Raw genomic sequence first — 23075 nt, forward strand, 5'->3', positions numbered from 1 at the left:
TCTATTCACCTCGTTAAGTAATCTCCGTTATCGGAGGCTGTCAAGATATCCTTGAAGAATCATGACGGCGGCCATTTTATCAATGACTTTTTTGCGTTTTTTTCTGCTTACATCTGCTTCAATGAGCATGCGTTCTGCAGCCATTGTTGTTAATCTCTCATCCCAGAGGACTACTGGAAGAGAAAAAGTCTCTTCCAGCAGGGAAGCGAATCTTTGACACGCTTCCCCTCTGGGACCAATTGTGTTATTCATATTTTTCGGAAGACCGACGACAATCTTGTCCGCCTCTTCCGTTTTAATGATTTCAGAAAGCCTCGTCAGACCATAGTCTCCGCCTTCTTCATTAATTTTAACCGTTTCGAGTCCCTGAGCTGTCCAGCCCATAAGATCACTGACTGCTACTCCGATTGTTTTCGTTCCATAATCCAAACCTAATACTCGCATCTATTACTCCTCACGATGATTTTGCAGGTACGATTTAACAAGCTCTTCAATCAGCTCGTCTCTCTCAAGCTTGCGGATCAAGCTTCTTGCATCACGGTGACGGGGAATATAAGCCGGATCTCCTGAAAGCAAATAACCGACGATCTGATTGATCGGATTGTATCCTTTTTCCTTGAGTGCATCATGTACCGTAAACAAAACTTCGTTCACATCTGTTTGAACGGAATCGTCCGAAACGTTGAATTTCATTGTTTTATCGAATGAGCTCACTGTCTGCACCTCTTTCTCAAGTTCACGCTCGAGGACTTGATCCTGCTCGTCCTGACTCTTATCACCATTCTACACTAGAAATGAGAATTATAAAACGGATTTAATCCATTCCTCCGCATAGTTTAGAGCAGATTCAAGTTTTTCAGGGTCTTTTCCCCCTGCCTGAGCCATATCCGGACGGCCTCCGCCGCCTCCGCCGCAGCGCTCTGCCACTTCTTTTACGAGCTTGCCGGCATGCATGCCGCGGTCAATAAGATCCTTGGAAACGCCTGCTGCAATGTTTACTTTATCACCATTTGCAGCCCCTAACACGATAACGGCAGATCCGAGCTTTTCCTTCAGATCATCTAGAATGGCTCGGAGGCTGTTCATATCTTTCGCGTTCACCTTGCTTGCAAGAAGTTTAACGCCATCGATTTCCGTCACCTGGTCAGTTAAAGAGGATGCTTCAAGGTTGCCAAGCTTGGACGTAAGGGATTCATTTTCACGCTGAAGATCTTTCAGCTCCACAGTAAGAGCATCAATACGAGCCGGAACCTCTTTTACGTTCGTTTTCAGCTTAGCAGCGGCCGCTTCCAGAATGGAAATTTGCTCATTCATCGTTTCATAAGCGGTTTTGCCTGTCACAGCTTCAATCCTCCTAGTACCTGCTCCGATACCGGATTCAGAAACAAGCTTGAACATGCCGATTGAAGATGTGTTATCCACATGGCAGCCTCCGCATAGTTCAAGACTGTAATTTCCAATTTGAACAACACGGACAATTTTGCCGTACTTTTCACCGAATAAAGCCATTGCACCCATTGCTTTTGCTTCATCGATCGGTTTTAAGTCAATGTTTACACCGATGCCGGACCAAATTTTTCCATTCACAATCTGCTCAATTTGTTTTAGCTCGCTATTCGTAATCTGGCCAAAATGGGAAAAATCAAAACGCAGGCGGTTTTCCGTAACCAATGATCCTGCCTGATTGACGTGTCCTCCGAGAACGTCCTTCAATGCCTGATGCAAAAGGTGAGTCGCAGTATGGTTCTTCACAACACCTTCTCTTACTTTACGGTCAACGGCAGCTGTAACGGAATCATTGGCTCTTAATGTTCCTTTTTCAATAATTACACGATGCAAATTCTGGCCGTTTGGAGCTTTTTTAACGTCTTTAACGCGCGCTGTGAAGTTTGCATTGGAAATGGATCCTTCATCTGCAATCTGTCCGCCGCTCTCAGCATAGAATGGTGTCTGAACAAGGATAAGCTGGATTTCGTCTCCTTCAAATGCTTCGGAAACAAGCTCGCCATCTTTAACAAGAGCAGCAGCTTCTGTTTCAACAGTAAGATGATCGTATCCGACAAACGTACTTTCCGTTTTCAGATCACCAAGCACACCTCCCTGAACCTGCATTGAATCGACTTCCTGGCGAGCCGATCTTGCCCGTTCACGCTGTTTTTGCATTTCAGACTCGAAGCCCTCTGCATCAATCTTCATTTCTTCTTCTTCCGCATATTCTTCTGTCAATTCAACCGGGAAGCCATATGTGTCATAAAGGCGGAAAACGTCAGCGCCTGGAATGACATCGTGTCCAGCTTCTTTTTGCTTTTTGATAACTTCAGATAAAATAGCCAGTCCATCGTTTAACGTTTCATGGAACCGCTCTTCCTCGTTTTTAATGACCTTTTGAATGAACTCGGTTTTCTGTATAACTTCAGGGTAGAAGGCTTCCATAATTTCCCCAACTACGGGTACAAGCTCATACATAAACGGGCGGTTGATATCGAGTTTTTTCGCATAGCGCACAGCCCGGCGGAGAAGACGGCGGAGAACATAGCCGCGGCCTTCGTTGGAAGGAAGAGCTCCATCCCCTACAGCAAAGGATACAGTACGGATATGATCGGCAATAACCTTGAACGCCTCATCCTTCTCTTTGCTGTCATGGTACTCCATTCCGGCAATTGCTGCAGTCGCCTCAATAATCGGCATAAATAGGTCTGTCTCATAGTTGGTCGGCACATTTTGAATAACGGAGCACATCCGTTCAAGTCCCATCCCTGTATCAATATTTTTCTTCGGAAGCGGCGTATAAGTACCATCCGAATTATGGTTGAATTCAGAGAAAACAAGGTTCCAAACTTCTAAATAGCGCTCATTTTCGCCCCCTGGGTATAGCTCAGGATCTTCCGAATCGTTACCGTAAACCTCTCCCCGGTCATAGAAAATCTCTGTGTTCGGTCCGCTCGGTCCTTCACCGATATCCCAGAAGTTCCCTTCAAGACGAATGATGCGCTCTTCCGGAACGCCTACTTTAGCCGTCCAAATCTCAAATGCTTCATTGTCCTCAGGATGGATCGTAACAGAAAGCTTGTCAGGGTCAAAGCCAATCCACTTCTCGCTTGTAAGGAATTCCCAAGCCCATTCAATCGCTTCCACCTTGAAGTATTCTCCAATTGAGAAGTTTCCAAGCATTTCGAAGAAGGTATGATGGCGGGCCGTTTTCCCTACATTTTCAATATCGTTGGTCCGGATGGATTTCTGCGCATTGCAAATCCTAGGGTTTGCAGGAATTACGCGTCCATCAAAATACTTTTTAAGAGTAGCAACCCCGCTGTTAATCCACAGCAGAGAAGGGTCTTCATGCGGAACAAGTGATGCGCTTGGTTCTACTGAGTGCCCTTTTTCTTTAAAAAAATCAAGAAACATTTGGCGTACTTCTGCAGACGTTAAAAATTTCATTTGTATATCCTCCTTAGTATGTATGCCGGGCGGCTCCGAAAAACAAAAAACTCCCGTTCCTGTACAAATCCTTTAGATTTGCACAGGGACGAGAGTTGCTCGCGGTACCACCCTGATTATGGATTCCAACACATCCATCAGCTTCATTGGACCTTAACGCGGTCTCAGGACGGCAGGACTTTTACCTGCACTCAGGAATAGCGTTCCGTCACCCTTCATTAAACACCCTTTCAGCCTTGGGGCATTCTCTCTGGAAATGGACTGTGACCTACTCGTTTCCATCAGCGTTTATTACCTATTATACCGTAGATTATAGACAATGCCCGCCCGCCTGTCAATCATGCCGGACTAGCCGGACTCCATGCTCCAAAACGACCCTCAGGACAGCGGTGACAGGTACGGCGATAATCAGTCCGAAAATTCCTGCAAGCTCACCGCCAGCAGCGAGCGCCAGCATAATAACAATGGGATGCATATGCAGGCTTCTTCCAACAATCAGAGGACTGATTACGTTTCCTTCAAGAAATTGCAGAACCAAAATGATAATAACCACGGTAATCACCGTTTGTGTCGACATCGCTGCCGCAAGAATCAAAGCCGGAATTGCACCGATCACAGGACCAAAATAAGGAATCACATTCGTGACCGCTATAATCATCCCAAGCACAAGCGGGTACTTTACACCAAAGAACCAAAGAGAAAGAAACGCCAGCAGTCCGATAATGACACAAACAAAAAACTGGCCCCGAATGTAGCTTCCGAGAGACTCATCTGCATCCCTCAGCAGCTCCTTTCCACTTCTTCTCCATTTTTTCGGCGTCAAATACCAGGCAGTTTTTTTCAACAGCGAAAAATCCTTCAGCATATAAAAAACCAGAAACGGAATAAGCGTCAAAATCACTGCGTTATCAAACAGCGAACGAATGGAGTAGATAATGCCATCAATCATTCCTGACAGCCACTGCTCCGCCTCTCCAAGCAAACCCTCCACCCGATGATGCAGCCCCATCGGCCAATGATCCGTCTGATCCCTGATCATCGTAAGCCAGCCCTCATAAAGCTTCACCATCCGCGGCGCATTCGCCGAAAGTTCCATCAGCTGATTAATAAGCAGCGGAATCCCCCGATAAAATCCATATCCAATCGACCCGAAAAACAGTAAATAAATAATGAGAATCGAAAGCGTTCTTGGAAGCCCCGTTTCATGCAGCTTCTCTACAATCGGATGAAGCAAATACGTAATAAACGAAGCAATCAAAAACGGTATAATAATCGCCTGCAGCATAATCCAAAACGGATTCCACACCATTCTCAGCTTAAGAAATAAATAAAGGGATAATAAAGACAGCAAAATAATTCCCGCTCTTAGCAGGATCTTTTTTTCTTTCACGGGGCATCCCCTCCGGAGATTAGTTTGGGGGGAATTGGGGGGGATTATGCAGGGGGCATTCGATTTATATATTGATTTTATAAGCAGTGGATCTGTAACTGCCTGTCGTATCCAAGTTCAAGGATTTCAATAGCCTTTTTACAGTAGAGCTGGAAGACAGGTTTAAGAAGGATTTTGCCTCACGATTTGATATCGAATTTTGAAACAAATGGGCGTAATCCTCTAATGCTTCAATATGTGCATCCTTTGAAGTGATTCCACATAAACCGCACATCCACACTGAATTTTTAAGCCTTCTCATTGTTAACTTCGAACACTTAATACAATAAACCCCCGGCAAGATATTATGTGTGGAAATTTGATGCTTTGACATCATGTTTTTTTCTAGATCAGAATGAGCAGCCAATAGTTTATTACTTAATTCGTCCAGCTGTTCTGATGTAAGGAATTCTTTTTGGTATACCTTTTCAAGTTCCTTTATTTTGAAAGGGATTGTATTACAATGAAGCACCTTACGAAGGATATCATGATTATTTTGAGAGGTTTCAAGCATGGTACGAGGATTTCCAATTGCAACGTATTCCTGTATAGGAAGTACAGGGAGGCTGTTTTTTCTTAACCAATTTACCAATTGCAGTCTTTGCCGTTTAACTTGCACAATTGGATCGGGAAAGGGCTCCTTTATATTGTTTTGAATTCTAATGAGCTGATTGAAATCAGAATCGAAAATTAGGGTTCCTGCTATATTCTTCACTTCAAGAATAGTAATAAATGACCGAGATAGCAACAGTACATCTATCTGAAAAAAATGGATGCCGTCATGCAGCCTTAAATCATGGAATATTTGATAGGTCTCTGCTGGAAGAAAGCTAAGGGGATATTCCATTTCCTTTTCTCCTTTATATCCCGCTGTTTGAATAGCTAAGTCTTGGAGTACAGCTTCATAGTTAGGATGATCAGGGTCGAGTCTTCTTTTTAATGCCTGAAGTTGCTTCAGAGAACGAGGAATTTGCAGGGGTTTGTTAATCATTTAAGACTCTCCTTCCAATGTCACTCATTTTAATTCCACTTCCGCTAATAAAACTCCTTCTACATTATTATTGCCGGGCAAAATAATTTTACGGGCAATTTCTTGTCGATTACGGGCAACTATTTGTCGATTGCGGGCACAAACGTGTCGATATCAGGCAGTTCTGTGTCGATTACGGCCAAACCGACACAACTCTCTATTTTCCGACAAATTCCGCACCCGCATACATCCTCCAAAACAATAAAAAACCCCCGCAACATGCGGAGGTTTCCACCAACTGCAATTAAAACATTTTCTTCATCTGGCGCTGCCAGTTTTTTTTCATTTTGCGGGTATTCATGCGTTTGCCGCTCATTGCGTAGGTTGCGGCAGCGCCGATTCCCATTGAAATTATTGAGGTCATGGTGCGGTTCATGGCGTTTTCCTCCTTTAATTTCGAATTTAGATTACAGTACGGTCTTTTTCGTCAAACAAGTCATCAAGTGAGCTTAAGGTACCGTCCTCTTCAACCTGATGGGTTAAAATCATTCCTTTGGATACCGAAAGCTCGATAAAGCAGCCCCAGCAATAGTACTGGTTTACTCCTATTTTTCCAAGGTCCTTGCATTGGCAGTTCGGGCATTTTAACAAACCGGGCACACCTCACTCTTGAATCACATCCATGACGATGGCATCTTTGCTTACCATAAGTTCCTCGCTTAAGGGGTTTACTTTTTTTCGCCCTTCGGTTAGATCAGCGAAGAATCCGTCTGTCAGTTCGTATGCTACGATTGTGCCCAGTTGTTCTGTAAAATATACGTCTTCCAAAAGCCCGAGCTGTTCTCCGGTTTTCGAATAGACGGTTTTGTTAAACAGCTGCCCATTGCCGCGGAACCGGTAGTCTTCTTTCGCAGCAGCAAGCGGCTGCAGCTGTTCCGGATCTCGCACCATCACTCCGTCTTCTCCTACTGAATCAATGCAGGCCAGCGGAACGAAGCGGTCTTTCTTGAATAGGCCTTTGCCGTCCATAATGAGTCCGGAAACACGCCCGTCTGTGCTGATGACTAAATCCGTAATTTTGCCTATGCAGGCTGCATTTCTTGCATCAAAAACCGGAAGTCCCTTTAATGTTCCGTATGTCCGCAAGATGATCTCCCACCTTTCCGAACACACTTAGGATTCTTCCTCAACCTTAAAGTCATACGGCGTAACGTTTTCCAACCGGTTAATCACATTAGGTTTGATATTTCCCAAATGTGGTATTTAATAACAAGCAATCATACCAACACTGAGGACGTGATTTCATGAATGAACACAAAGATGTCGAGGTAAGAGAAAAGAGGAAGGATTCAAGTCTTGTTGCATCTACCTTTATCAAGTATGCCGCTTATCTAATCATCTTTTTCGGAGTCATTTGGTTTTTAATCAGCTATATATTACCGATGTTTAATTAAAAAAGCCGCCTGGCACTCACCAGGCGGCTTTTTTACATAAAATCAAATGGTGTTATATTTTCCATTCCAATATTCGCATCGCTTACATCAAACGGCAGGAGCTTCTGAAGTTCATCTTCTTCTTCTGTAAATTTATTCAGCCTCTGTTTTAATGAAGTTTGGCGCTCCAGCTGATCTCTGTTTTCAATTCCGCGTATAAAGGCTTCTTCCTCCCCGCACATGATCAGGAATTTTTTGCTTCTAGTGATCGCGGTGTAAATCAAATTCCTGCGGAGCATACGATAATAGCTCTTTACAACAGGCAAAACGACGATTGGAAACTCGCTTCCCTGCGATTTATGGATGGAACAGCAGTAGGCATGGGTGAATTGCGAAAAATCGGACCGGGTATAGGTGACTTCGTTTCCATCAAAGGAAACGACAATCATATCTTCTTTTTCCGTATTCTCTTTCGCGTAAAAGATGGATTCAATTTCGCCCATATCACCGTTAAACACGTTGCTTTCCGGCTGATTGACAAGCTGAAGCACTTTATCGCCGATCCGGTAGATGAGGTCGCCGAATTTCATTTCCCGCTTCGTACTCGAGGCCGGATTAAAAATATCCTGCAGCAGAATATTAAGCTGGTCAATTCCCGCTGGTCCTCTGTACATAGGCGCCAGTACCTGAATATCCCGGGCCGTGAAGCCCTTTTTTTTCGCATTCTCGACTACTTTCCGAACGACTTCTTTAACCTGGCCGGAGGCGCATTTAATAAAGGAGCGGTCCGAGGTCGGGTTTTTCAAGTCGGACGGGGTTTTCCCATCTTTTATGTGGTGAGCGAGCTCGATGATCGATGAACCTTCCGCTTGGCGGTAAATATCAGTCAGCCTGACAGTCGGCACTTCCTTTGAGGCAAGCAAGTCCCTTAAAACCTGACCGGGGCCGACAGAAGGAAGCTGGTCTTCATCTCCTACCATGACTACCTGAATTTGCTTTGGCAGCGATTTAAAAAGCTGATTGGCGAGCCAGATATCGACCATGGACATTTCATCAATGATTAAAAGCTTTCCTTCAATCGGGTTATCCTCATTGCGGTCAAATCCCTCCGATCCGTTCCAGCCAAGAAGCCTGTGGATGGTGACGGCGGGCATTCCTGTCGATTCACTCATTCTTTTTGCAGCCCGTCCAGTGGGGGCGACGAGCAAAATCGGAAAAGGCTCATCTTTTTTATATTCGCCGGGGTCCAAAGAACAGCCGTGCAAATCAGAGTATAGTTCTACAATTCCCCGAATGACGGTCGTTTTACCGGTACCTGGTCCGCCAGTTAAAAGCAGCATGGGTGTCATCAGAGCTCTTTGAATCGCTTCCTTTTGGCTTGGTGCGTATGTAACCTTCATTCTTTCCTCAAGATTGCCGAGGGACAGCAGGAATTCAGATTCCGGGAACAAATCATCATATTCAGTTTGCTCGAGGATTTGCTGAATGTGCTCGGCTACTTTCTTTTCAGAGTAGTAAAGGATTGGAAAATAGATCCTTCCTTCATCGGCAATCAGCTGTTTGCTCTCAGCAAGCGCTGCAATCTGTGCAGAAATGTTTTCTGTGCTTACCTGCCCTTTGTTTGAGGCAGTGAGGAGCTGCCTGGTCTTTTCAATTAGCTGGTCCTCCGTTAGGTAAACATGACCTTCCTGTGAACTCGACTGTTCAATGGTATACAGACAGGCGGCATTGATTCGTTCAGGACTGTTGCCTGAAATTCCTAAATGATGCGCCAGTTCATCAGCTTTTCCAAAGCCTATTCCCTCAACGTCTTTAACAAGCTGGAAGGGATTTTCCTGGATTTTTTCAAGCGTCTGATCCTGATACTGCTGGTAAATTTTCATTGAAAGCTGCGGACCGAATCCAAATTGGGACAGGGAAATCATTATTTGCTCCAGTCCCTGGTGCTGCTTTAACGTTTGGGCAAGGATGTCGGCTTTTTCTTTGTTCACCTTTGGAATTTTATGAAGGACAGACGGATCCTGCATGATTTTTGAAATTGCGGCTGTTCCAAGCTGTCCTACAATGATTTCCGCTGTTTTTTTCCCGATGCCTTTAAATAAGTCACTTGAAAGATATTGGATGATTCCTTCTTCTGTATTGGGAATATCTTTTCTGAAGTGATCGGTTTGAAATTGCATGCCGAACTTCGGATGGTGTTTGACCACTCCGTAGAACAGGTAGGTTTCTTCTTCAGCAAGGAGAGGAAAATAACCGGTTACGGTAATTTCTTTCTCATCGAATTCAAGATTGGACTCCAGCAGTTTTGCCTTCAGAACGGTATAGAGGTTCTGCTCGTTATGGAAAATCACCGCCCTTATGACCGCTTTGACAAAAGGCTTTTCCTCATGATTAGCGCTGGAAAGCTCATCCATCGATATTTGCATTTGCTTTTCCTCCCCTCCTGTATAATTGTTTCTTTAAGATTTGCCCAGTGCATCTGCCATTAGCTTTTTGCCGTTTAAAGCCAATACATGATCGGGCTGAATGGAAACGGCTTTTGAAAACATTTCATATGCTTCCTGTCCTTTTTCTTCAAAGGAATAGGCTACCCCAAGGTTATAATAAGCATCTGCATGATTCGGATCCAGCTCAATCACCTGCAGGAATTCCTTTGCTGCATGCTCGATTTGTCCTTGAGATGCCAGGCACAGGCCGTATTGAAAGCGTGCATCGGCATCTTCTCCGTTCATTTCAACCGCTCTCATAAAGTACGGAAGCGCTAATCTTTCCTTGCTGAGCTGGATGAGGGACATTCCTGTCATAAAATAAGCATCTGCTTCTTCAAGCCCTTCATTCATTGCCAATGTAAAGGATTTTGCTGCCTTTTCAAACTCGCCTTTTTCATAATAGACATTGCCTTTTCCGTATTGTGCAGTAGCTGATTTAGGATCAAGCTCTAGGGCTTTACTGAAAAAGTTTTCCGCTTTGCTGAATTCATTTATGGAAGCAAGCAGATTGCCGAAGTTCACATACAAAACCGGGTTGGAAGGTTCTTCACTAATTGCTTCCGTAAAATATTTAGCCGCCTGCTCCAGCTCTCCCTGCTGCATGGATTGAATGCCTAATTGATTTTTATCCATCATCAATCTCCTCACATTATGTAAAGTAAAAAGGACTGCTCAAATTTCGCCAGACCCATCATACAGCTCTAGGCTGATTGGCCGAACATCCTTCGAGACAGTCCTGCTTGCATTATCCTACGTACATTAATTTCTTGCTGTCTTTAAATACTTCATCGATCGTACCTCCGCCGAGGCATACATCTCCGTCATAAAATACAACGGCCTGGCCCGGGGTCACCGCTCTAACCGGTTCGGCAAACGTTACTTTGGCTGTCGTTTCATCCAGCATGGTTACTGTTACTTTATTATCGCTTTGACGATAGCGGAATTTAGCTGTGCAGTCAAGATCGCCTTCGGGTGCTTGACCTGAGCCCCAGCTGATGTCGGTTGCGATAATCGAGTCTGAGTAAAGCAGATCGTTGTGGAATCCTTGATCAACAAACAAAATATTCCGTTTCAAGTCTTTACCGATTACGAACCAAGGCTCTCCGCTTCCGCCGATTCCAAGTCCGTGCCTTTGACCGATCGTATAATACATCAAGCCGTCATGCTTGCCCATTTTTACACCTGACAAGGTTTGCATTTCTCCAGGCTGTGCAGGAAGATAGCCTCCCAGAAACTCTTTGAAATTCCGTTCACCGATAAAGCAGATGCCTGTGCTGTCCTTTTTAGCCGCTGTCGCCAGTCCGGCCTCAGCAGCCAATTCGCGTACCTTCGATTTATCAATACCCCCGAGCGGGAACATCACTTTAGAAAGCTGTTCCTGTCCAAGCTGGTTCAAGAAATACGTTTGGTCTTTGTTTTCATCAACGCCGCGCAGCATTTTGTATACGCCGTCCCGCTTTTCCACTCTCGCATAATGCCCTGTTGCAAGGTAATCGGCGCCGAGGGACATAGCATGCTCAAGAAATGCTTTAAACTTGATTTCCTTGTTGCACATCACGTCCGGATTTGGCGTTCTTCCTGCTTTATATTCATCAAGGAAATAGGTAAATACCTTGTCCCAGTATTGTTTTTCAAAATTCACTGCATAGTAGGGGATGCCGATCTGGTTGCATACCCGGATTACGTCGTTGTAGTCCTCCGTGGCTGTACAAACGCCGTTTTCATCGGTATCATCCCAGTTTTTCATAAAAATGCCGATCACATCATAGCCTTGCTCTTTGAGCATGAGCGCTGCGACAGAGGAGTCAACCCCTCCTGACATTCCGACTACTACTCGCGTATCTTTTATTGCTTTTTCCATTTGCTCTCACCTCTATTCTAAGCTGTAATCCTTTTTACGATTTCGGCTATTTTTTGAGCAGCCTGCTCAACCTCTTCGACTGTATTTCCGAGTCCAAAGCTAAAGCGAATGGACGATGCAGGCCGGTTAGAATCTTTTCCATACATGGCTGTCAGCACATGTGAGGGATCGATCGAACCAGCTGTGCAAGCAGATCCGCTTGAAGCGGAGATTCCTGCTAAATCCAGGTTAACAAGAAAGGATTCAACATTTGTACCGGGAAAATATACGTTCAGGACATGAGGGAGGCCTTTTTCAAGTGACCCATTTACTTCAAATGAAACACCGTTGCTGCGAAAAACTTCGGCCATCTTATTTTTCATGGCCTTGTATTCCTGCACCTTGTCTTCTCTCATATTCTCAGCGAGTACAGCTGCCTTATGCAATCCCGCTGCTCCTGCAGCATTTTCAGTCCCTGCCCGCCTTTTCAGCTCCTGCTCGCCGCCGAATACACGGGGCTTGAGCTTTAGGCCGGTTTTAATATACAAAAAACCAATTCCTTTAGGTCCATTAAGTTTGTGGCCTGAAACAGACATCAGGTCGACATTCAGCTCCTGCACATTCAAGCTTAATACACCAAATGCCTGAACGGCATCTGTATGGAAGACCGCCTGATGATGTTTCAGCCGTTCGCCTATTTCCTTAATCGGCTGAATCGTTCCAACTTCATTGTTTCCGTACATAACGGTAACAAGAATGGTTTCTTCGGTAAGTGCCTGATCGAAATCCTGAAGTGAGATTTCTCCAGCTTCATTAACCGGAAGATACGTAACCTGGAATCCTTCCTTCTCCAGAAACTCACATGTGTGCAGAACAGCATGATGCTCAACAGCTGTCGTGATAATGTGATTTCCTTTGGAGCGGTTTGCGTACGCGCTGCCGAGGATGGCCAGATTATCCGCTTCTGTTCCTCCGCTGGTAAAAATAATTTCGTTCGCCTTCGCACCGATTATTGAGGCAATCTCATCTCTTGCTTTATCCAAAATACGCCGGCTTTCTCTGCCATGCGCATGGATGCTGGATGGATTACCGAACGTTTCGGCCATAAATGAAGTCATCGTATCTATAACAGCTGGATGCATTGGTGATGTGGCTGCATGATCCAGATATATTCGTGACATGTTCTCACCTCTTACAGGTTAAATGTAAAACATATAGGATTCCTGCTCGCCGTCGGAATAGCTCGCAAGGTCTTCAAGAGTCGTACTGTCCAGTACATCCTTGACAGCATCCCGGATCCGGATCCATAATTCCCGTTTAGCCGGCTCTTCATCCTCCAAAACTTCTACGGGGCTAATCGGTCCCTCAAGCACTCTGATAATGTCACCGGACGTTATGTTCTCCGGCTCATCTCCAAGTACATATCCGCCGTAGGCGCCCCTGATGCTTTTGACAAGTCCTGCATTTCTTAAAGGAGCAATCAGCTGCTCTAAATAATGCTCGGACAAATCATTTGTCTGAGCGATGCTTTTAAGCGAAGTTGGACCTTCGCCGTGTTTTTTTGCTAATTCAATCATGATTGTCAGACCGTATCTGCCTTTTGTCGATATTTTCAACCAAAACACCCCTAATCCGGTATCGTTCAAATTACAGTCAGACGGGATCAGACTGCTCTATATCAATTATCCTTAAAATAAAATCTATAAAAGTTCATCCATTAAATAAGGATTTCCTGTTTCTGCTATTTGTAATTCCATGAAAACCTATGTCATTATACCATAATTAAGAGGGTGTCCGCTTGAAAACCGCAGGACCGATTGGAATATTATAATGAAATAGAACTGGTATTGCAAAGAATGTGTACCGCAAATCTCCTCCCTGCAAACAAAATGAAAACATACTATAATAGGGAGCACACATGATATTTTTGGGAGAGATCGAATTGAAGCCTCTTGCTTATAGAATGAGACCAAGAAAATTGGATGAAATAATTGGACAAGAGCATTTAGTTGGTGAAGGCCAGATCATCTCCAGGATGGTAAATGCCAGACACCTGAGTTCAATGATTCTTTACGGACCGCCAGGCATTGGGAAAACCTCCATTGCTACAGCGATTGCCGGAAGCACAGAAACGGCATTCCGGACATTAAATGCGGTCATTCATAATAAAAAAGATATGGAAATTGTCGTTGAGGAAGCGAAGATGTCGGGCAAAGTCATTCTAATTCTTGATGAGGTTCACAGGCTGGATAAAGCGAAGCAGGATTTTCTTTTGCCTCATTTGGAGAACGGGAGAATTGTGCTGATTGGAGCGACAACGAGCAATCCCTATCATGCCATCAACCCTGCAATCCGCAGCAGATGCCAAATATTTGAACTGAAGGCTTTGACGGAGGCAGAAATTAAGGAAGCACTGTCAAATGCAATCGTGGATAAGGAACGGGGTTTTGGAGAAAAACAAATTTCCGTTTCTCCTGAAGCTCTGGATCATCTGGCTGCCGGGAGCGGCGGGGACGTAAGGTCATCGCTCAATGCATTGGAGCTTGCCGTTCTTTCAACACCTGAGGATCAGGAAGGCGTCATCTCGATCGATTTAAAAACGGCCGAGCAGTGCCTTCAAAAGAAGGCATTTGCTCATGATAAAGATGGCGATGCCCACTATGATGTCCTTTCCGCCTTTCAAAAATCCATCCGCGGCTCAGATGTTAATGCAGCCCTTCATTACTTAGGCAGATTAATAGAAGCCGGCGACTTGGTGAGCATTGCAAGAAGATTGCTTGTCATTTCATATGAAGATATTGGTTTAGCGAGCCCTCAAGCTGGTGCTAGAACGCTCGCAGCCATTGAATCTGCTGAACGACTTGGATTCCCAGAGGCAAGAATTCCCCTTGCGAATGCGGTCATTGAATTGTGCCTGTCTCCAAAATCCAATTCTGCTTATAAAGCATTGGATGAGGCGATTGCAGATATCCGTTCCGGCAAATCCGGCGATGTTCCGGCATATTTGAAAGACGCCCATTACAAATCGGCTGGAAAACTTGGCCGCGGAATCGGCTATCAGTACCCGCATGACTATGAAAACGGCTGGGTCAAACAGCAGTACTTGCCGGACAGCATTAAAAACAAGATCTACTACACTCCAAAAACAACTGGCAAATTCGAACAGGCGCTTGCACAGGTATATAAAAAACTAACCGGACAGCAGGACAAATAAACAAGGACACCCTTTGCAGGGTGTCCTTGTTTATTTGATTTAAGCCTGATTTACCGGACGCACAATAACTTCATTCACATTTACGTGATCCGGCTGGGACACAGCATAAAATACCGCTTCTGCAATGTCTTTCGCTTCAAGTGGTTTCATGTCTTCAGGGACCATTTTCTTAAACATGCCTTGAACCTCTTCATCCGTAATATGGTTCGTCAATTCAGTCTGCACGGCTCCAGGAGAAATATTGGTCACCTTAATAGCGGTTTCCGCCAATTCCTTTTCCATTCCCATGGACAGAGCGCGGACAGCGTATTTCGTTGCACTGTATACAGCTGATGTCGGGAATACTTCATGTCCTGCAACAGAGGAAACGTTAACGACATGTCCTCTTCCGGCTTCAAGCATTCCCGGCAGAACAGCATGGACCCCGAACAATACTCCTTTAATATTCACATCAACCATCTTTTCCCACTGATCTACAAGGTCGTTTTTCAGGAAGGACAGCAGCATGACTCCCGCATTGTTGACAAGGATATCAACCTGTCCGAATTTCTCTTTCGCCTGTTTTGCAAGCTGCTCTACATCTTCCTTGGAAGTTACATCTGTAGTTATAGCGAGCACTTCTGAAGAATAGGATTCTTTCAGCTCGTTTGCCAATGTGGAAATACGGTCTTCGCGGCGTGCTGCAAGAACAATGTTAGCCCCTTCAGAAGCCAATTTTTTCGCGATTGCCTCTCCGATTCCGCTGCTTGCACCTGTAATGATAGCTGTTTTCCCTTTAATTGAATTCATGATAATCTCTCCTTTTTTACTCGACTCCCTATCTTTACCCTTTTAGAGCATGAAATAACAAAAAGGAGAGCATTAAAAAAAGCAGCATCGAAGGCTGCTTTAATCATTTACCCGGCTTATTTTAATATCTTTGAGCAATTTCATAATGACGTGGCCGCCCATGATAAGACCTGCTACAGATGGAACCCACGCGTTGGAAGAAGGCGGCATTTTCGCTTTGCGGATCGGGGCATCATCTTTTCCGACCACCTTGCGGACATCTTCACGAATCACGATTGGGCTTTCATCTGAAAACACGACTTCAATCCCTTTGTGGATTCTCTCTTTTCTCAATCGGGTGCGAATGACTTTGGCAATTGGATCTGTGTGGGTTTTTGAAATATCTGCTATCTTAAACCTGGTTGGATCAGTTTTGTTGGCAGCACCCATGCTGGATATAATCGGTATATTTCGTTTCAGGCATTCTTTCATTAAATGAATTTTGTATGAAATTGTGTCGGATGCATCGATCACATAGTCGAGGCCGTAGCTGAAAAATTCCTCATACGTTTCTTCGGTGTAAAACATCTTGAGTGAGATCACTTCGCAATCAGGATTGATTTCCTTTACGCGGTCTCTCATTAAATCTGCTTTCGGCTTGCCTACTGTAGAAACAAGCGCATGAATTTGGCGGTTTACATTGGTAATATCCACATCGTCTTTGTCCACTAATATTAAACGGCCAACACCTGAACGGGCAAGTGCTTCTGCTGAAAAGGAGCCGACTCCCCCGATTCCGAGTACAGCAACCGTACTGTTCTTTAAGATTTCAATGCCTTCTTGGCCAATTGCTAATTCATTTCTGGAAAACTGGTGCAGCATATTCATTCACTCCATTACTGTATGTTTTATTGGATTTTAAGTCATAAAAAACTGCATGAGCATCCTTGCCCATGCAGGTTATTGATTATTTCGATGGGCTAAAGTCCCAATCGTGCCGTCGTGTTCATCCTTTGTTTTGAACCCGCTCTCAGCAGGTGGGTGCCCTGTTTTGAAAGTTCGCAAGTCCTTATAAAAGGCGTTTGCTCATTTCAAAAACGCGGGCTCCCAATCAAAAAATTGTTCGGTCAAAATGTAAGGTATCCAACGAACACATCAGGACTCTTCCCCGTCTTTGAAAAGATTATACTATACGAAATTTCCGTTTTCAAGGGGAAACAGAAGGGTCGTTTCTCCCATTTTCTGTTATCTACTTTCTTTTTCTGGCGATATGAAGATCATCCAGCTGTGCGTCGCTTGCCTGGCCCGGTGCATCTGTCATCAGGCAGCTCGCACTTGCTGTTTTAGGGAAGGCAATGGTATCGCGCAGGTTGGTTCTTCCCGCAAGCAGCATCACAAGGCGGTCAAGTCCGAGTGCGATTCCGCCATGCGGCGGAACGCCATACTCAAATGCTTCAAGCAGGAATCCAAACTGATCCTCTGTCTGCTCCTTGCTCATGCCAAGCAGGGCAAACATTTTCTCCTGTATTTCTTTTTCAAAAATACGGATGGATCCTCCGCCGAGCTCATATCCATTTAACACTAGATCATACGCTTGTGCTTTCATTCCGGCAGGATCACTATCAAACTTATCCAGGTGCTCGCGCACAGGCATCGTGAACGGATGGTGGGCAGCGTAGTAACGGTTTTCTTTTTCATCGAATTCCAGAAGCGGCCAGTCCACAACCCAAAGGAAATTGAACTTGCTCTCATCAATCAGTTCAAGTTCTTTACCCAGTTTTAGACGAAGGGCGCCCAGAGAATCTGCTACCACTGATTTACGATCTGCAACGAAAAGCAGCAAATCGCCAATTTCTGAATCAGCCGTTTGAATTAAAGCATTTTGTTCTTCCTCAGAGAAGAACTTCGCAATTGGTCCTTTTAAGCCGTCCTCTTCCTGCTTCAGCCAGGCAAGTCCTTTGGCACCGTAGGGCTTAACGTATTCAGTAAGGGCGTCGATATCTTTTCTGGAATATTTGGAAGCACCGGCTTTCACCGTAATCAGCTTAACTTCTCCGCCAGATTCCACAGCGCCGCTGAACACCTTAAAGCCGCTGTCTGCCACAAGCTCTGAAACATTCACAAGTTCCATGCCGAACCGGGTATCTGGCTTGTCGGAACCGAAGCGGGACATGGCTTCATCAAAGCTCATTCTTGGAAGTGGAAGCGAGATCTCCAAACCTTTCGCCGTCTTCATCACGTAAGCCATCATTTGCTCTGCCATGTCCATTATTTGATCCTGGCTCATAAAAGAAGTCTCTATATCGACTTGGGTAAATTCAGGCTGGCGGTCTGCACGCAAATCTTCATCACGGAAGCAGCGGGCGATTTGATAATACTTTTCAAAACCGGATACCATCAGCAATTGTTTGAAAAGCTGAGGGGATTGAGGAAGCGCATAAAATTCCCCTTCGTGCACACGGCTTGGCACAAGATAATCACGTGCACCCTCAGGTGTGCTCTTTGTCAAAATCGGAGTTTCCACATCCAGAAATTCCTCATTATCCAGGAATGACCGGATTGCTTTCGTTACGTCAGAGCGCATTTTGATTGTATTGTATAGTGCAGGTCTTCTTAAATCCAAGTAGCGGTATTTAAGCCGAACATCCTCTGATACTTCTTCCGATTTGTCCTCAATCATAAAAGGAGGGGTTTTAGAAGCGTTTAGAATGGAAACGGATGATGCATGAACTTCAATACTGCCTGTTTTTAAATTCGGGTTAACGGTTCCATCTGCCCTCTTTGTAACAGTTCCTTCAATATCAAGGACATACTCGCTGCGTACATTGTTTGCCGTCTCCCAGGCTTCTTTAGCTTCTTCAGGATTTACAACAATTTGTACAATGCCCGTTCTGTCGCGCAAATCGATAAAAATCAAGCCGCCAAGATCGCGTCTTTTTTGTACCCAGCCTTTCAAAGTTACTTTTTCGCCAACGGCTTCCGGTGTAACTTCCCCGCAATAATAAGTTCTTCCAAACATGTAAACCTCTCCTTACTTTCAGTTAAGCTCTGTTAAACTTGGCTGTTGATTTCCGTTGCAGGCGCTCGCTTTCCGCGGGGCGGGCGGTGAGCCTCCTCGCCGCTTTGCGCCTGCGGGGTCTCACCTGTCCCGCTGCTCTTAGCTCGGAGTCTACGCGCCTTCCACTCCAATCAACAGGTGTTAAAAATCAATATCAGGCTTTAACAGAACCTTCAGTTAAAATCATTTTGATCATTAAAACCTAGGGCATCATTGCCCGTTAATGCGGGATAAAATAACTGTAGCAAGTTCTGTAATCGAGACTTCCTGCTGCTCGCCTGATTCCATATCTTTTAACGTGATGGCTTCCCTTTCCAGTTCATCTTCGCCAAGAACAGCGACAAATCGAGCCTGTAAACGGTCTGCAGCTTTAAACTGGCCCTTCAGCTTTTTGTTCTCATAATCTCTTTCAGCAGATAAGCCCGCTTTTCTCAAATTATTAAGGATCGAAACGGAACGGTCTTTTGCACTGTCCCCCATATAAGCCACATAACAATCGATTGAGGACTGGATAGGCAGCTCTGCCTGTTCCGCATCAATCGCTGCAAGGAACCGCTCAAGACTCATGGCAAAACCGATTCCCGGGATTTCCGGTCCGCCCATCTCTTTGACGAGTCCGCTGTAGCGGCCGCCGCCTGCAAGAGTCGTAATTGCACCGAATCCTTCCGCGTTGCTCATGATTTCAAATGCTGTGTGATTGTAATAATCGAGCCCGCGTACAAGGTTTTTATCAACGGTATATTCAACGTCCAGTTCAGTCAGGTAATATTTCACTTTTTCGAAATACGCTGCCGATTCTTCATTTAGAAATTCAAGAATGGATGGTGCTGATTGAACAAGCTCATGCTCCCGGTCTTTTTTGCAGTCAAGAATTCGAAGAGGATTTTGAGCAAGACGCTTTTGACAGTCTGAACAGAACTCACCTATTCTTGGCTGGAAATGCTGAACAAGTGCTTCTTTATGTGCAGAGCGGCTATCCTGATCCCCGAGGCTGTTAACGACAAGCTTCAAGTTTTTCAAGCCTGCTTTCTGATACACGCTCATTGCCAGGGAAATAACCTCTGCATCAATTGCAGGATCATCGCTGCCAATCGCTTCAATACCAAATTGGACAAATTGGCGGTAGCGGCCAGCCTGAGGTCTTTCATAACGGAACATCGGACCGATGTAGTAAAGCTTAACAGGCTGCTGCGCCGCTGCATGCATCTTGTTTTCTACAAAGGATCTTACAGCAGAAGCCGTTCCTTCCGGACGAAGGGTAATGCTCCTCCCTTTGCGGTCCTCAAAGCTGTACATTTCTTTTTGGACGATGTCTGTTGATTCGCCGACACTTCTTAAAAATAATTCAGTGTGTTCAAAAATTGGTGTGCGGATTTCTTTATATTGATAGGCGCTGCATACCTCTCTTGCAATATTTTCGATAAATTGCCACCGTTCAGATTGTCCCGGCAAAATATCCTGTGTCCCTCTTGGAACTTGAAATGCCATTTTTCATCACTCCTGCATCATTAAAAATAAAAATCCGCTTCAGAAACTCCCTTTTCCAGGCAGTCTCTTGCCTTCAAGCGCGCTCCAGTCAACAGAGCTAAAAATAAAAAAACTCCCATCCCTGCATAATCGCAGGGACGAGAGTTAATACCCGTGGTTCCACCCTAGTTGAAGCCCCATTATTCAGGCTTCCGCTCATAACCTTTAACGCCGGCTGCGTCCTTCTCCTACTAAGCGCAAGCTTTTCAGAAAGAAACCTAAGGAGTGTTCATTCATTGGATCATCATGGAGAAATGCTTTCAGCCAAGGCATTTCATCTCTTTCCACGTGTAGTTCCAGCTACTTTTCTCCCTCACTGGTTGTTCATATGTATAACCTTCATGGTTCGAATTTTATCTTATCATACGCATGCACGCTTGTCATGTCAAGATTGGCGCAAATATTTTTTCAAATTTCTTACCTCTCTCAATGTTAAACCAAATTCTGAAGCAAGTTCCATTGAGGATGAATCCTTTCCTGCTTTTGAGAGTGCGTGCAGGTCGGCCGAAAACAAATTTCCCGGTGACTGATGGGCCATTTCTCCTTTTTCACTGTATCTCATTCTGTCAGCCCCTTTCGTAAGATACATTTTAGCCTGCCCAAATTGACGAAAAATTATTTCAAACGAACCACGGAATTGACGATATAATGATAGAAGTCAGGGTTAAAAAGGGGGTTCTTATGTATAAAAGGATAACTAGCTCAATTTTGTGTATGATTCTGCTCTTTACAATCATTCCCGGAGAACCGTTTTATGCAGATGCTGCTCCGAAGGAAACGGCGAAAATCTTAAACGATACTCTTAATATTCGCAAAGGGCCAGGATTAAGCTATGGAATCGAAGCAATTGCACGCAAAGACGAAAAGTATGGAGTTATTGAAAGAAACAAGGATTGGGTAAAGCTTGATTTGCCGGGAAACCGGACAGGCTGGGCTGCTACTTGGCTTGTGCAAATTCAATCAGGAGCAGAAGAAGAGACCATTTATTCGAATGCCGAGGATGTCAGGATCCGCAAAGGACCGGGAACCAGCCATGCTGTCGTTGGCACCTTCCCGTTAGGAAAACAGGCAGTATTAGTGAAAAAGCAGGGCGACTGGTCAAACATCTCGTATAACGGGGTAAGAGGATGGATTTCGTCACGGTATGCTTCTTCCTCCGTAAAGGATTCGGAAGCTAAAAACGCTGCTCAGAGGCCATTAGGATACATAACAGCGTCTTCCCTGAATGTAAGGTCTGCCCCTTCGTCTGCAAGCTCGCTGCTTGGGTCGGTGAAAAAAGGGACTGAAGTTGCCATTTTGAAATCTGAGGGTACCTGGCTTAGAATTTCCTATAGCGGAAAGACAGGCTGGGTAAGCCGTGACTATGTAAAGAGCGGCAGTCTTGAAAGCCAGATTAAAACAGAACAAACAGGTGTAGTAACAGCGGCATCCTTAAACGTCCGGAATGCCCCTTCCCTTACTGGGGGATTAGCTGGAAAAGTGTTAAAAAACGAACAGGTATCCATTCTTGAAGAAAAATACAGCTGGACAAAAATCCGGTTTAACAGAAGTCAGACAGGCTGGGTTTCCTCGCTTTATATCAAAGCATCAGAAACAGGATCTCAAAAGGAGAAAACTCCCAAAAACAGTGGAGCAATACGGCTGATTTCAGACGGGACGAATATTCGTTCCTCCGCTTCCGTAAACAGCTCGGTCATTGCAAGAGGGAAAACAGGCCAGACATACACCGTGCTATCGCTGCAAAACGATTGGTACAAAATAAAGCTGTCCGGTGGCAGGACAGGCTATGTTGCTGGCTGGCTGGCTGAGGACGCGGAATTTGGCAAAACAGTCAATCGCCCGGGAGAGTCAAAGTCCCTCAAGGGGAAAACGATTGTTATTGACCCGGGACATGGCGGTATAGACGGGGGGACGTCAGGATCCGGCGGAACCCTGGAAAAATCCCTGACAATGAAAACAGCCGGCTACCTGTCGGGCGAGCTGCAGTCAGAGGGTGCCAATGTTGTCATGACAAGAAGCTCAGATTTGTATATCAGCCTGAGCTCAAGAGTCACTACAGCTCAATTACGATCAGCGGATGCCTTTATCAGCCTTCATTACGACAGCAGCTCAAATAAAACAGTCAGAGGGATGACCGTTTATTACTATCATTCCTCCGGCCAGAAATTAGCTCTGCCAATAAAAGAGGAACTGATTAAGAATACAAGATCAGCAGACCGCGGTGTCCGATTCGGAGACTACCATGTTATCAGAGAGAACAGCCGCCCATCCATCTTAATAGAACTAGGCTATTTAAGCAGCATTACAGATGAAATGACGGTTAACTCGAACTCCTTTCAGAAAAATGCAGTGCACGGCATTACGGAAGGACTTAAAGACTATTTCACCCAGCAATAGAAAAGCTGAAGAAACGAAAAAGGAAGCCGCAAATGCGGCTTCCTTTTTTCAGCTATTTTCTCCCTCTTTCAGAGCTATCCACAATTAGGGTCACAGGCCCATCGTTAATAAGCGCAACATCCATCATTGCCCCAAATGTTCCTGTTTCAACCTTCAAACCGAGCTGCCTCAATTCATGATTAAACTGCTCATATACCGGTTCTGCTATGTCCGGTTTGGCTGCCGCCATGAAATTCGGTCTTCTCCCTTTTCGGCATTCTCCATAAAGGGTAAATTGTGATACAGAAAGGACTTCACCTTCTATGTCAAGAAGGGAGCGGTTCAGTTTTTCGGCATCATCTTCAAAAATACGAAGGTTGGCAAGTTTATCAGCCAAATATTTCGCATCATCTGCCGTGTCATCATGTGTAACACCTACAAGAACCATGATTCCCCGTCCAATCTTTCCTGTGGAGCTGCCGCTGACTGAAACCTCTGCTTCTTTTACACGCTGAAGAATGATCTTCATTAAA

Annotated in this window: 22 protein-coding genes, 1 other RNA gene and 2 other annotated features; of the genes, 3 read left to right on the top strand and 20 right to left on the bottom strand. The window is 44.9% G+C overall.

What is annotated here, in order from left to right; translation table 11 throughout:
- Positions 1-27: 27 nt before the first annotated feature.
- From ruvX to J9317_RS13610, 8 genes are all read right to left on the bottom strand, one after another.
- Positions 28-444: a Holliday junction resolvase RuvX gene (gene ruvX, locus J9317_RS13575; protein WP_035405219.1), complete on the bottom strand. Its 417-nt coding sequence runs from the start codon at positions 442-444 to the stop codon at positions 28-30.
- 3 nt (positions 445-447) lie between these two features.
- Positions 448-714 (bottom strand): IreB family regulatory phosphoprotein, encoded by a 267-nt coding sequence (locus J9317_RS13580; protein WP_035405221.1) that lies wholly within the window; start codon positions 712-714, stop codon positions 448-450.
- Between the two features lie 87 nt (positions 715-801).
- Positions 802-3438, bottom strand: a complete 2637-nt coding sequence (gene alaS / locus J9317_RS13585) for an alanine--tRNA ligase (protein ID WP_211559438.1) — start codon at positions 3436-3438, stop codon at positions 802-804.
- 81 nt (positions 3439-3519) lie between these two features.
- Positions 3520-3732: a binding site (T-box leader), on the bottom strand.
- Positions 3733-3772: 40 nt separating this feature from the next.
- Entirely contained in the window at positions 3773-4828 is a 1056-nt protein-coding gene (locus J9317_RS13590; protein WP_347880529.1) for an AI-2E family transporter, read from the bottom strand.
- Positions 4829-4892: 64 nt separating this feature from the next.
- Complete coding sequence (locus J9317_RS13595; protein ID WP_211559440.1) at positions 4893-5858, bottom strand: NERD domain-containing protein; 966 nt, start codon at positions 5856-5858, stop codon at positions 4893-4895.
- A gap of 283 nt (positions 5859-6141) precedes the next feature.
- Complete coding sequence (locus tag J9317_RS13600) at positions 6142-6273, bottom strand: DUF3918 family protein (RefSeq protein WP_082883708.1); 132 nt, start codon at positions 6271-6273, stop codon at positions 6142-6144.
- Between the two features lie 26 nt (positions 6274-6299).
- Positions 6300-6488: a hypothetical protein gene (locus tag J9317_RS13605; RefSeq protein ID WP_211559442.1), complete on the bottom strand. Its 189-nt coding sequence runs from the start codon at positions 6486-6488 to the stop codon at positions 6300-6302.
- Positions 6489-6500: 12 nt separating this feature from the next.
- On the bottom strand, positions 6501-6983 hold the full coding sequence (locus J9317_RS13610) for a PRC-barrel domain-containing protein (RefSeq protein WP_211559444.1): 483 nt from the start codon (positions 6981-6983) through the stop codon (positions 6501-6503).
- Positions 6984-7141: 158 nt separating this feature from the next.
- On the opposite strand from J9317_RS13610, the gene J9317_RS13615 reads away from it, so the two are divergent.
- A complete protein-coding gene (locus tag J9317_RS13615; RefSeq protein ID WP_211559446.1) occupies positions 7142-7291 on the top strand; it encodes a hypothetical protein in 150 nt (49 codons plus the stop codon).
- Positions 7292-7323: 32 nt separating this feature from the next.
- On the opposite strand, the gene recD2 is transcribed toward J9317_RS13615, so the two are convergent.
- The 5 genes from recD2 to cymR form a co-directional block, all read right to left on the bottom strand.
- Positions 7324-9696 carry an SF1B family DNA helicase RecD2 gene (gene recD2 / locus J9317_RS13620; RefSeq protein WP_431190685.1) on the bottom strand — a complete coding sequence of 791 codons (2373 nt, stop codon included), beginning with the start codon at positions 9694-9696 and terminating at the stop codon, positions 7324-7326.
- A gap of 33 nt (positions 9697-9729) precedes the next feature.
- Positions 9730-10392 (bottom strand): tetratricopeptide repeat protein, encoded by a 663-nt coding sequence (locus J9317_RS13625; protein WP_211559448.1) that lies wholly within the window; start codon positions 10390-10392, stop codon positions 9730-9732.
- 112 nt (positions 10393-10504) lie between these two features.
- The gene (gene mnmA, locus J9317_RS13630) at positions 10505-11620 is read right to left on the bottom strand and encodes a tRNA 2-thiouridine(34) synthase MnmA (protein ID WP_211559450.1); all 1116 of its coding nucleotides are present in this window, start codon (positions 11618-11620) and stop codon (positions 10505-10507) included.
- Between the two features lie 17 nt (positions 11621-11637).
- Positions 11638-12780, bottom strand: coding sequence for a cysteine desulfurase family protein (locus J9317_RS13635; RefSeq protein ID WP_211559452.1), 1143 nt, complete (start codon positions 12778-12780; stop codon positions 11638-11640).
- A gap of 18 nt (positions 12781-12798) precedes the next feature.
- Entirely contained in the window at positions 12799-13215 is a 417-nt protein-coding gene (gene cymR, locus J9317_RS13640; RefSeq protein WP_211559454.1) for a cysteine metabolism transcriptional regulator CymR, read from the bottom strand.
- 326 nt (positions 13216-13541) lie between these two features.
- Between cymR and J9317_RS13645 the strand changes: the two genes are divergently transcribed.
- Positions 13542-14813, top strand: coding sequence for a replication-associated recombination protein A (locus J9317_RS13645; protein WP_211562397.1), 1272 nt, complete (start codon positions 13542-13544; stop codon positions 14811-14813).
- 39 nt (positions 14814-14852) lie between these two features.
- On the opposite strand, the gene J9317_RS13650 is transcribed toward J9317_RS13645, so the two are convergent.
- The 6 genes from J9317_RS13650 to J9317_RS13675 form a co-directional block, all read right to left on the bottom strand.
- The gene (locus J9317_RS13650; protein WP_211559456.1) at positions 14853-15602 is read right to left on the bottom strand and encodes an SDR family oxidoreductase; all 750 of its coding nucleotides are present in this window, start codon (positions 15600-15602) and stop codon (positions 14853-14855) included.
- Positions 15603-15701: 99 nt separating this feature from the next.
- The gene (locus J9317_RS13655; protein WP_211559458.1) at positions 15702-16463 is read right to left on the bottom strand and encodes a tRNA threonylcarbamoyladenosine dehydratase; all 762 of its coding nucleotides are present in this window, start codon (positions 16461-16463) and stop codon (positions 15702-15704) included.
- Positions 16464-16562: 99 nt separating this feature from the next.
- Positions 16563-16746: non-coding RNA, 6S RNA (gene ssrS / locus J9317_RS13660), on the bottom strand.
- 84 nt (positions 16747-16830) lie between these two features.
- A complete protein-coding gene (aspS, locus tag J9317_RS13665; RefSeq protein WP_211559460.1) occupies positions 16831-18600 on the bottom strand; it encodes an aspartate--tRNA ligase in 1770 nt (589 codons plus the stop codon).
- Between the two features lie 249 nt (positions 18601-18849).
- Positions 18850-20127 (bottom strand): histidine--tRNA ligase, encoded by a 1278-nt coding sequence (hisS, locus tag J9317_RS13670; RefSeq protein ID WP_211559462.1) that lies wholly within the window; start codon positions 20125-20127, stop codon positions 18850-18852.
- 130 nt (positions 20128-20257) lie between these two features.
- Positions 20258-20492, bottom strand: a binding site (T-box leader).
- Between the two features lie 59 nt (positions 20493-20551).
- On the bottom strand, positions 20552-20728 hold the full coding sequence (locus J9317_RS13675) for a hypothetical protein (protein ID WP_211559464.1): 177 nt from the start codon (positions 20726-20728) through the stop codon (positions 20552-20554).
- A gap of 119 nt (positions 20729-20847) precedes the next feature.
- Between J9317_RS13675 and J9317_RS13680 the strand changes: the two genes are divergently transcribed.
- The gene (locus J9317_RS13680; RefSeq protein WP_211559466.1) at positions 20848-22563 is read left to right on the top strand and encodes an N-acetylmuramoyl-L-alanine amidase family protein; all 1716 of its coding nucleotides are present in this window, start codon (positions 20848-20850) and stop codon (positions 22561-22563) included.
- A gap of 52 nt (positions 22564-22615) precedes the next feature.
- Here the strand turns inward: J9317_RS13680 and dtd are convergent, their stop codons facing one another.
- Positions 22616-23071 (bottom strand): D-aminoacyl-tRNA deacylase, encoded by a 456-nt coding sequence (gene dtd / locus J9317_RS13685; protein ID WP_211559468.1) that lies wholly within the window; start codon positions 23069-23071, stop codon positions 22616-22618.
- Positions 23072-23075 lie beyond the last annotated feature (4 nt).

The organism is Metabacillus flavus (genome assembly GCF_018283675.1).
GTDB lineage: Bacteria > Bacillota > Bacilli > Bacillales > Bacillaceae > Metabacillus_B > Metabacillus_B flavus.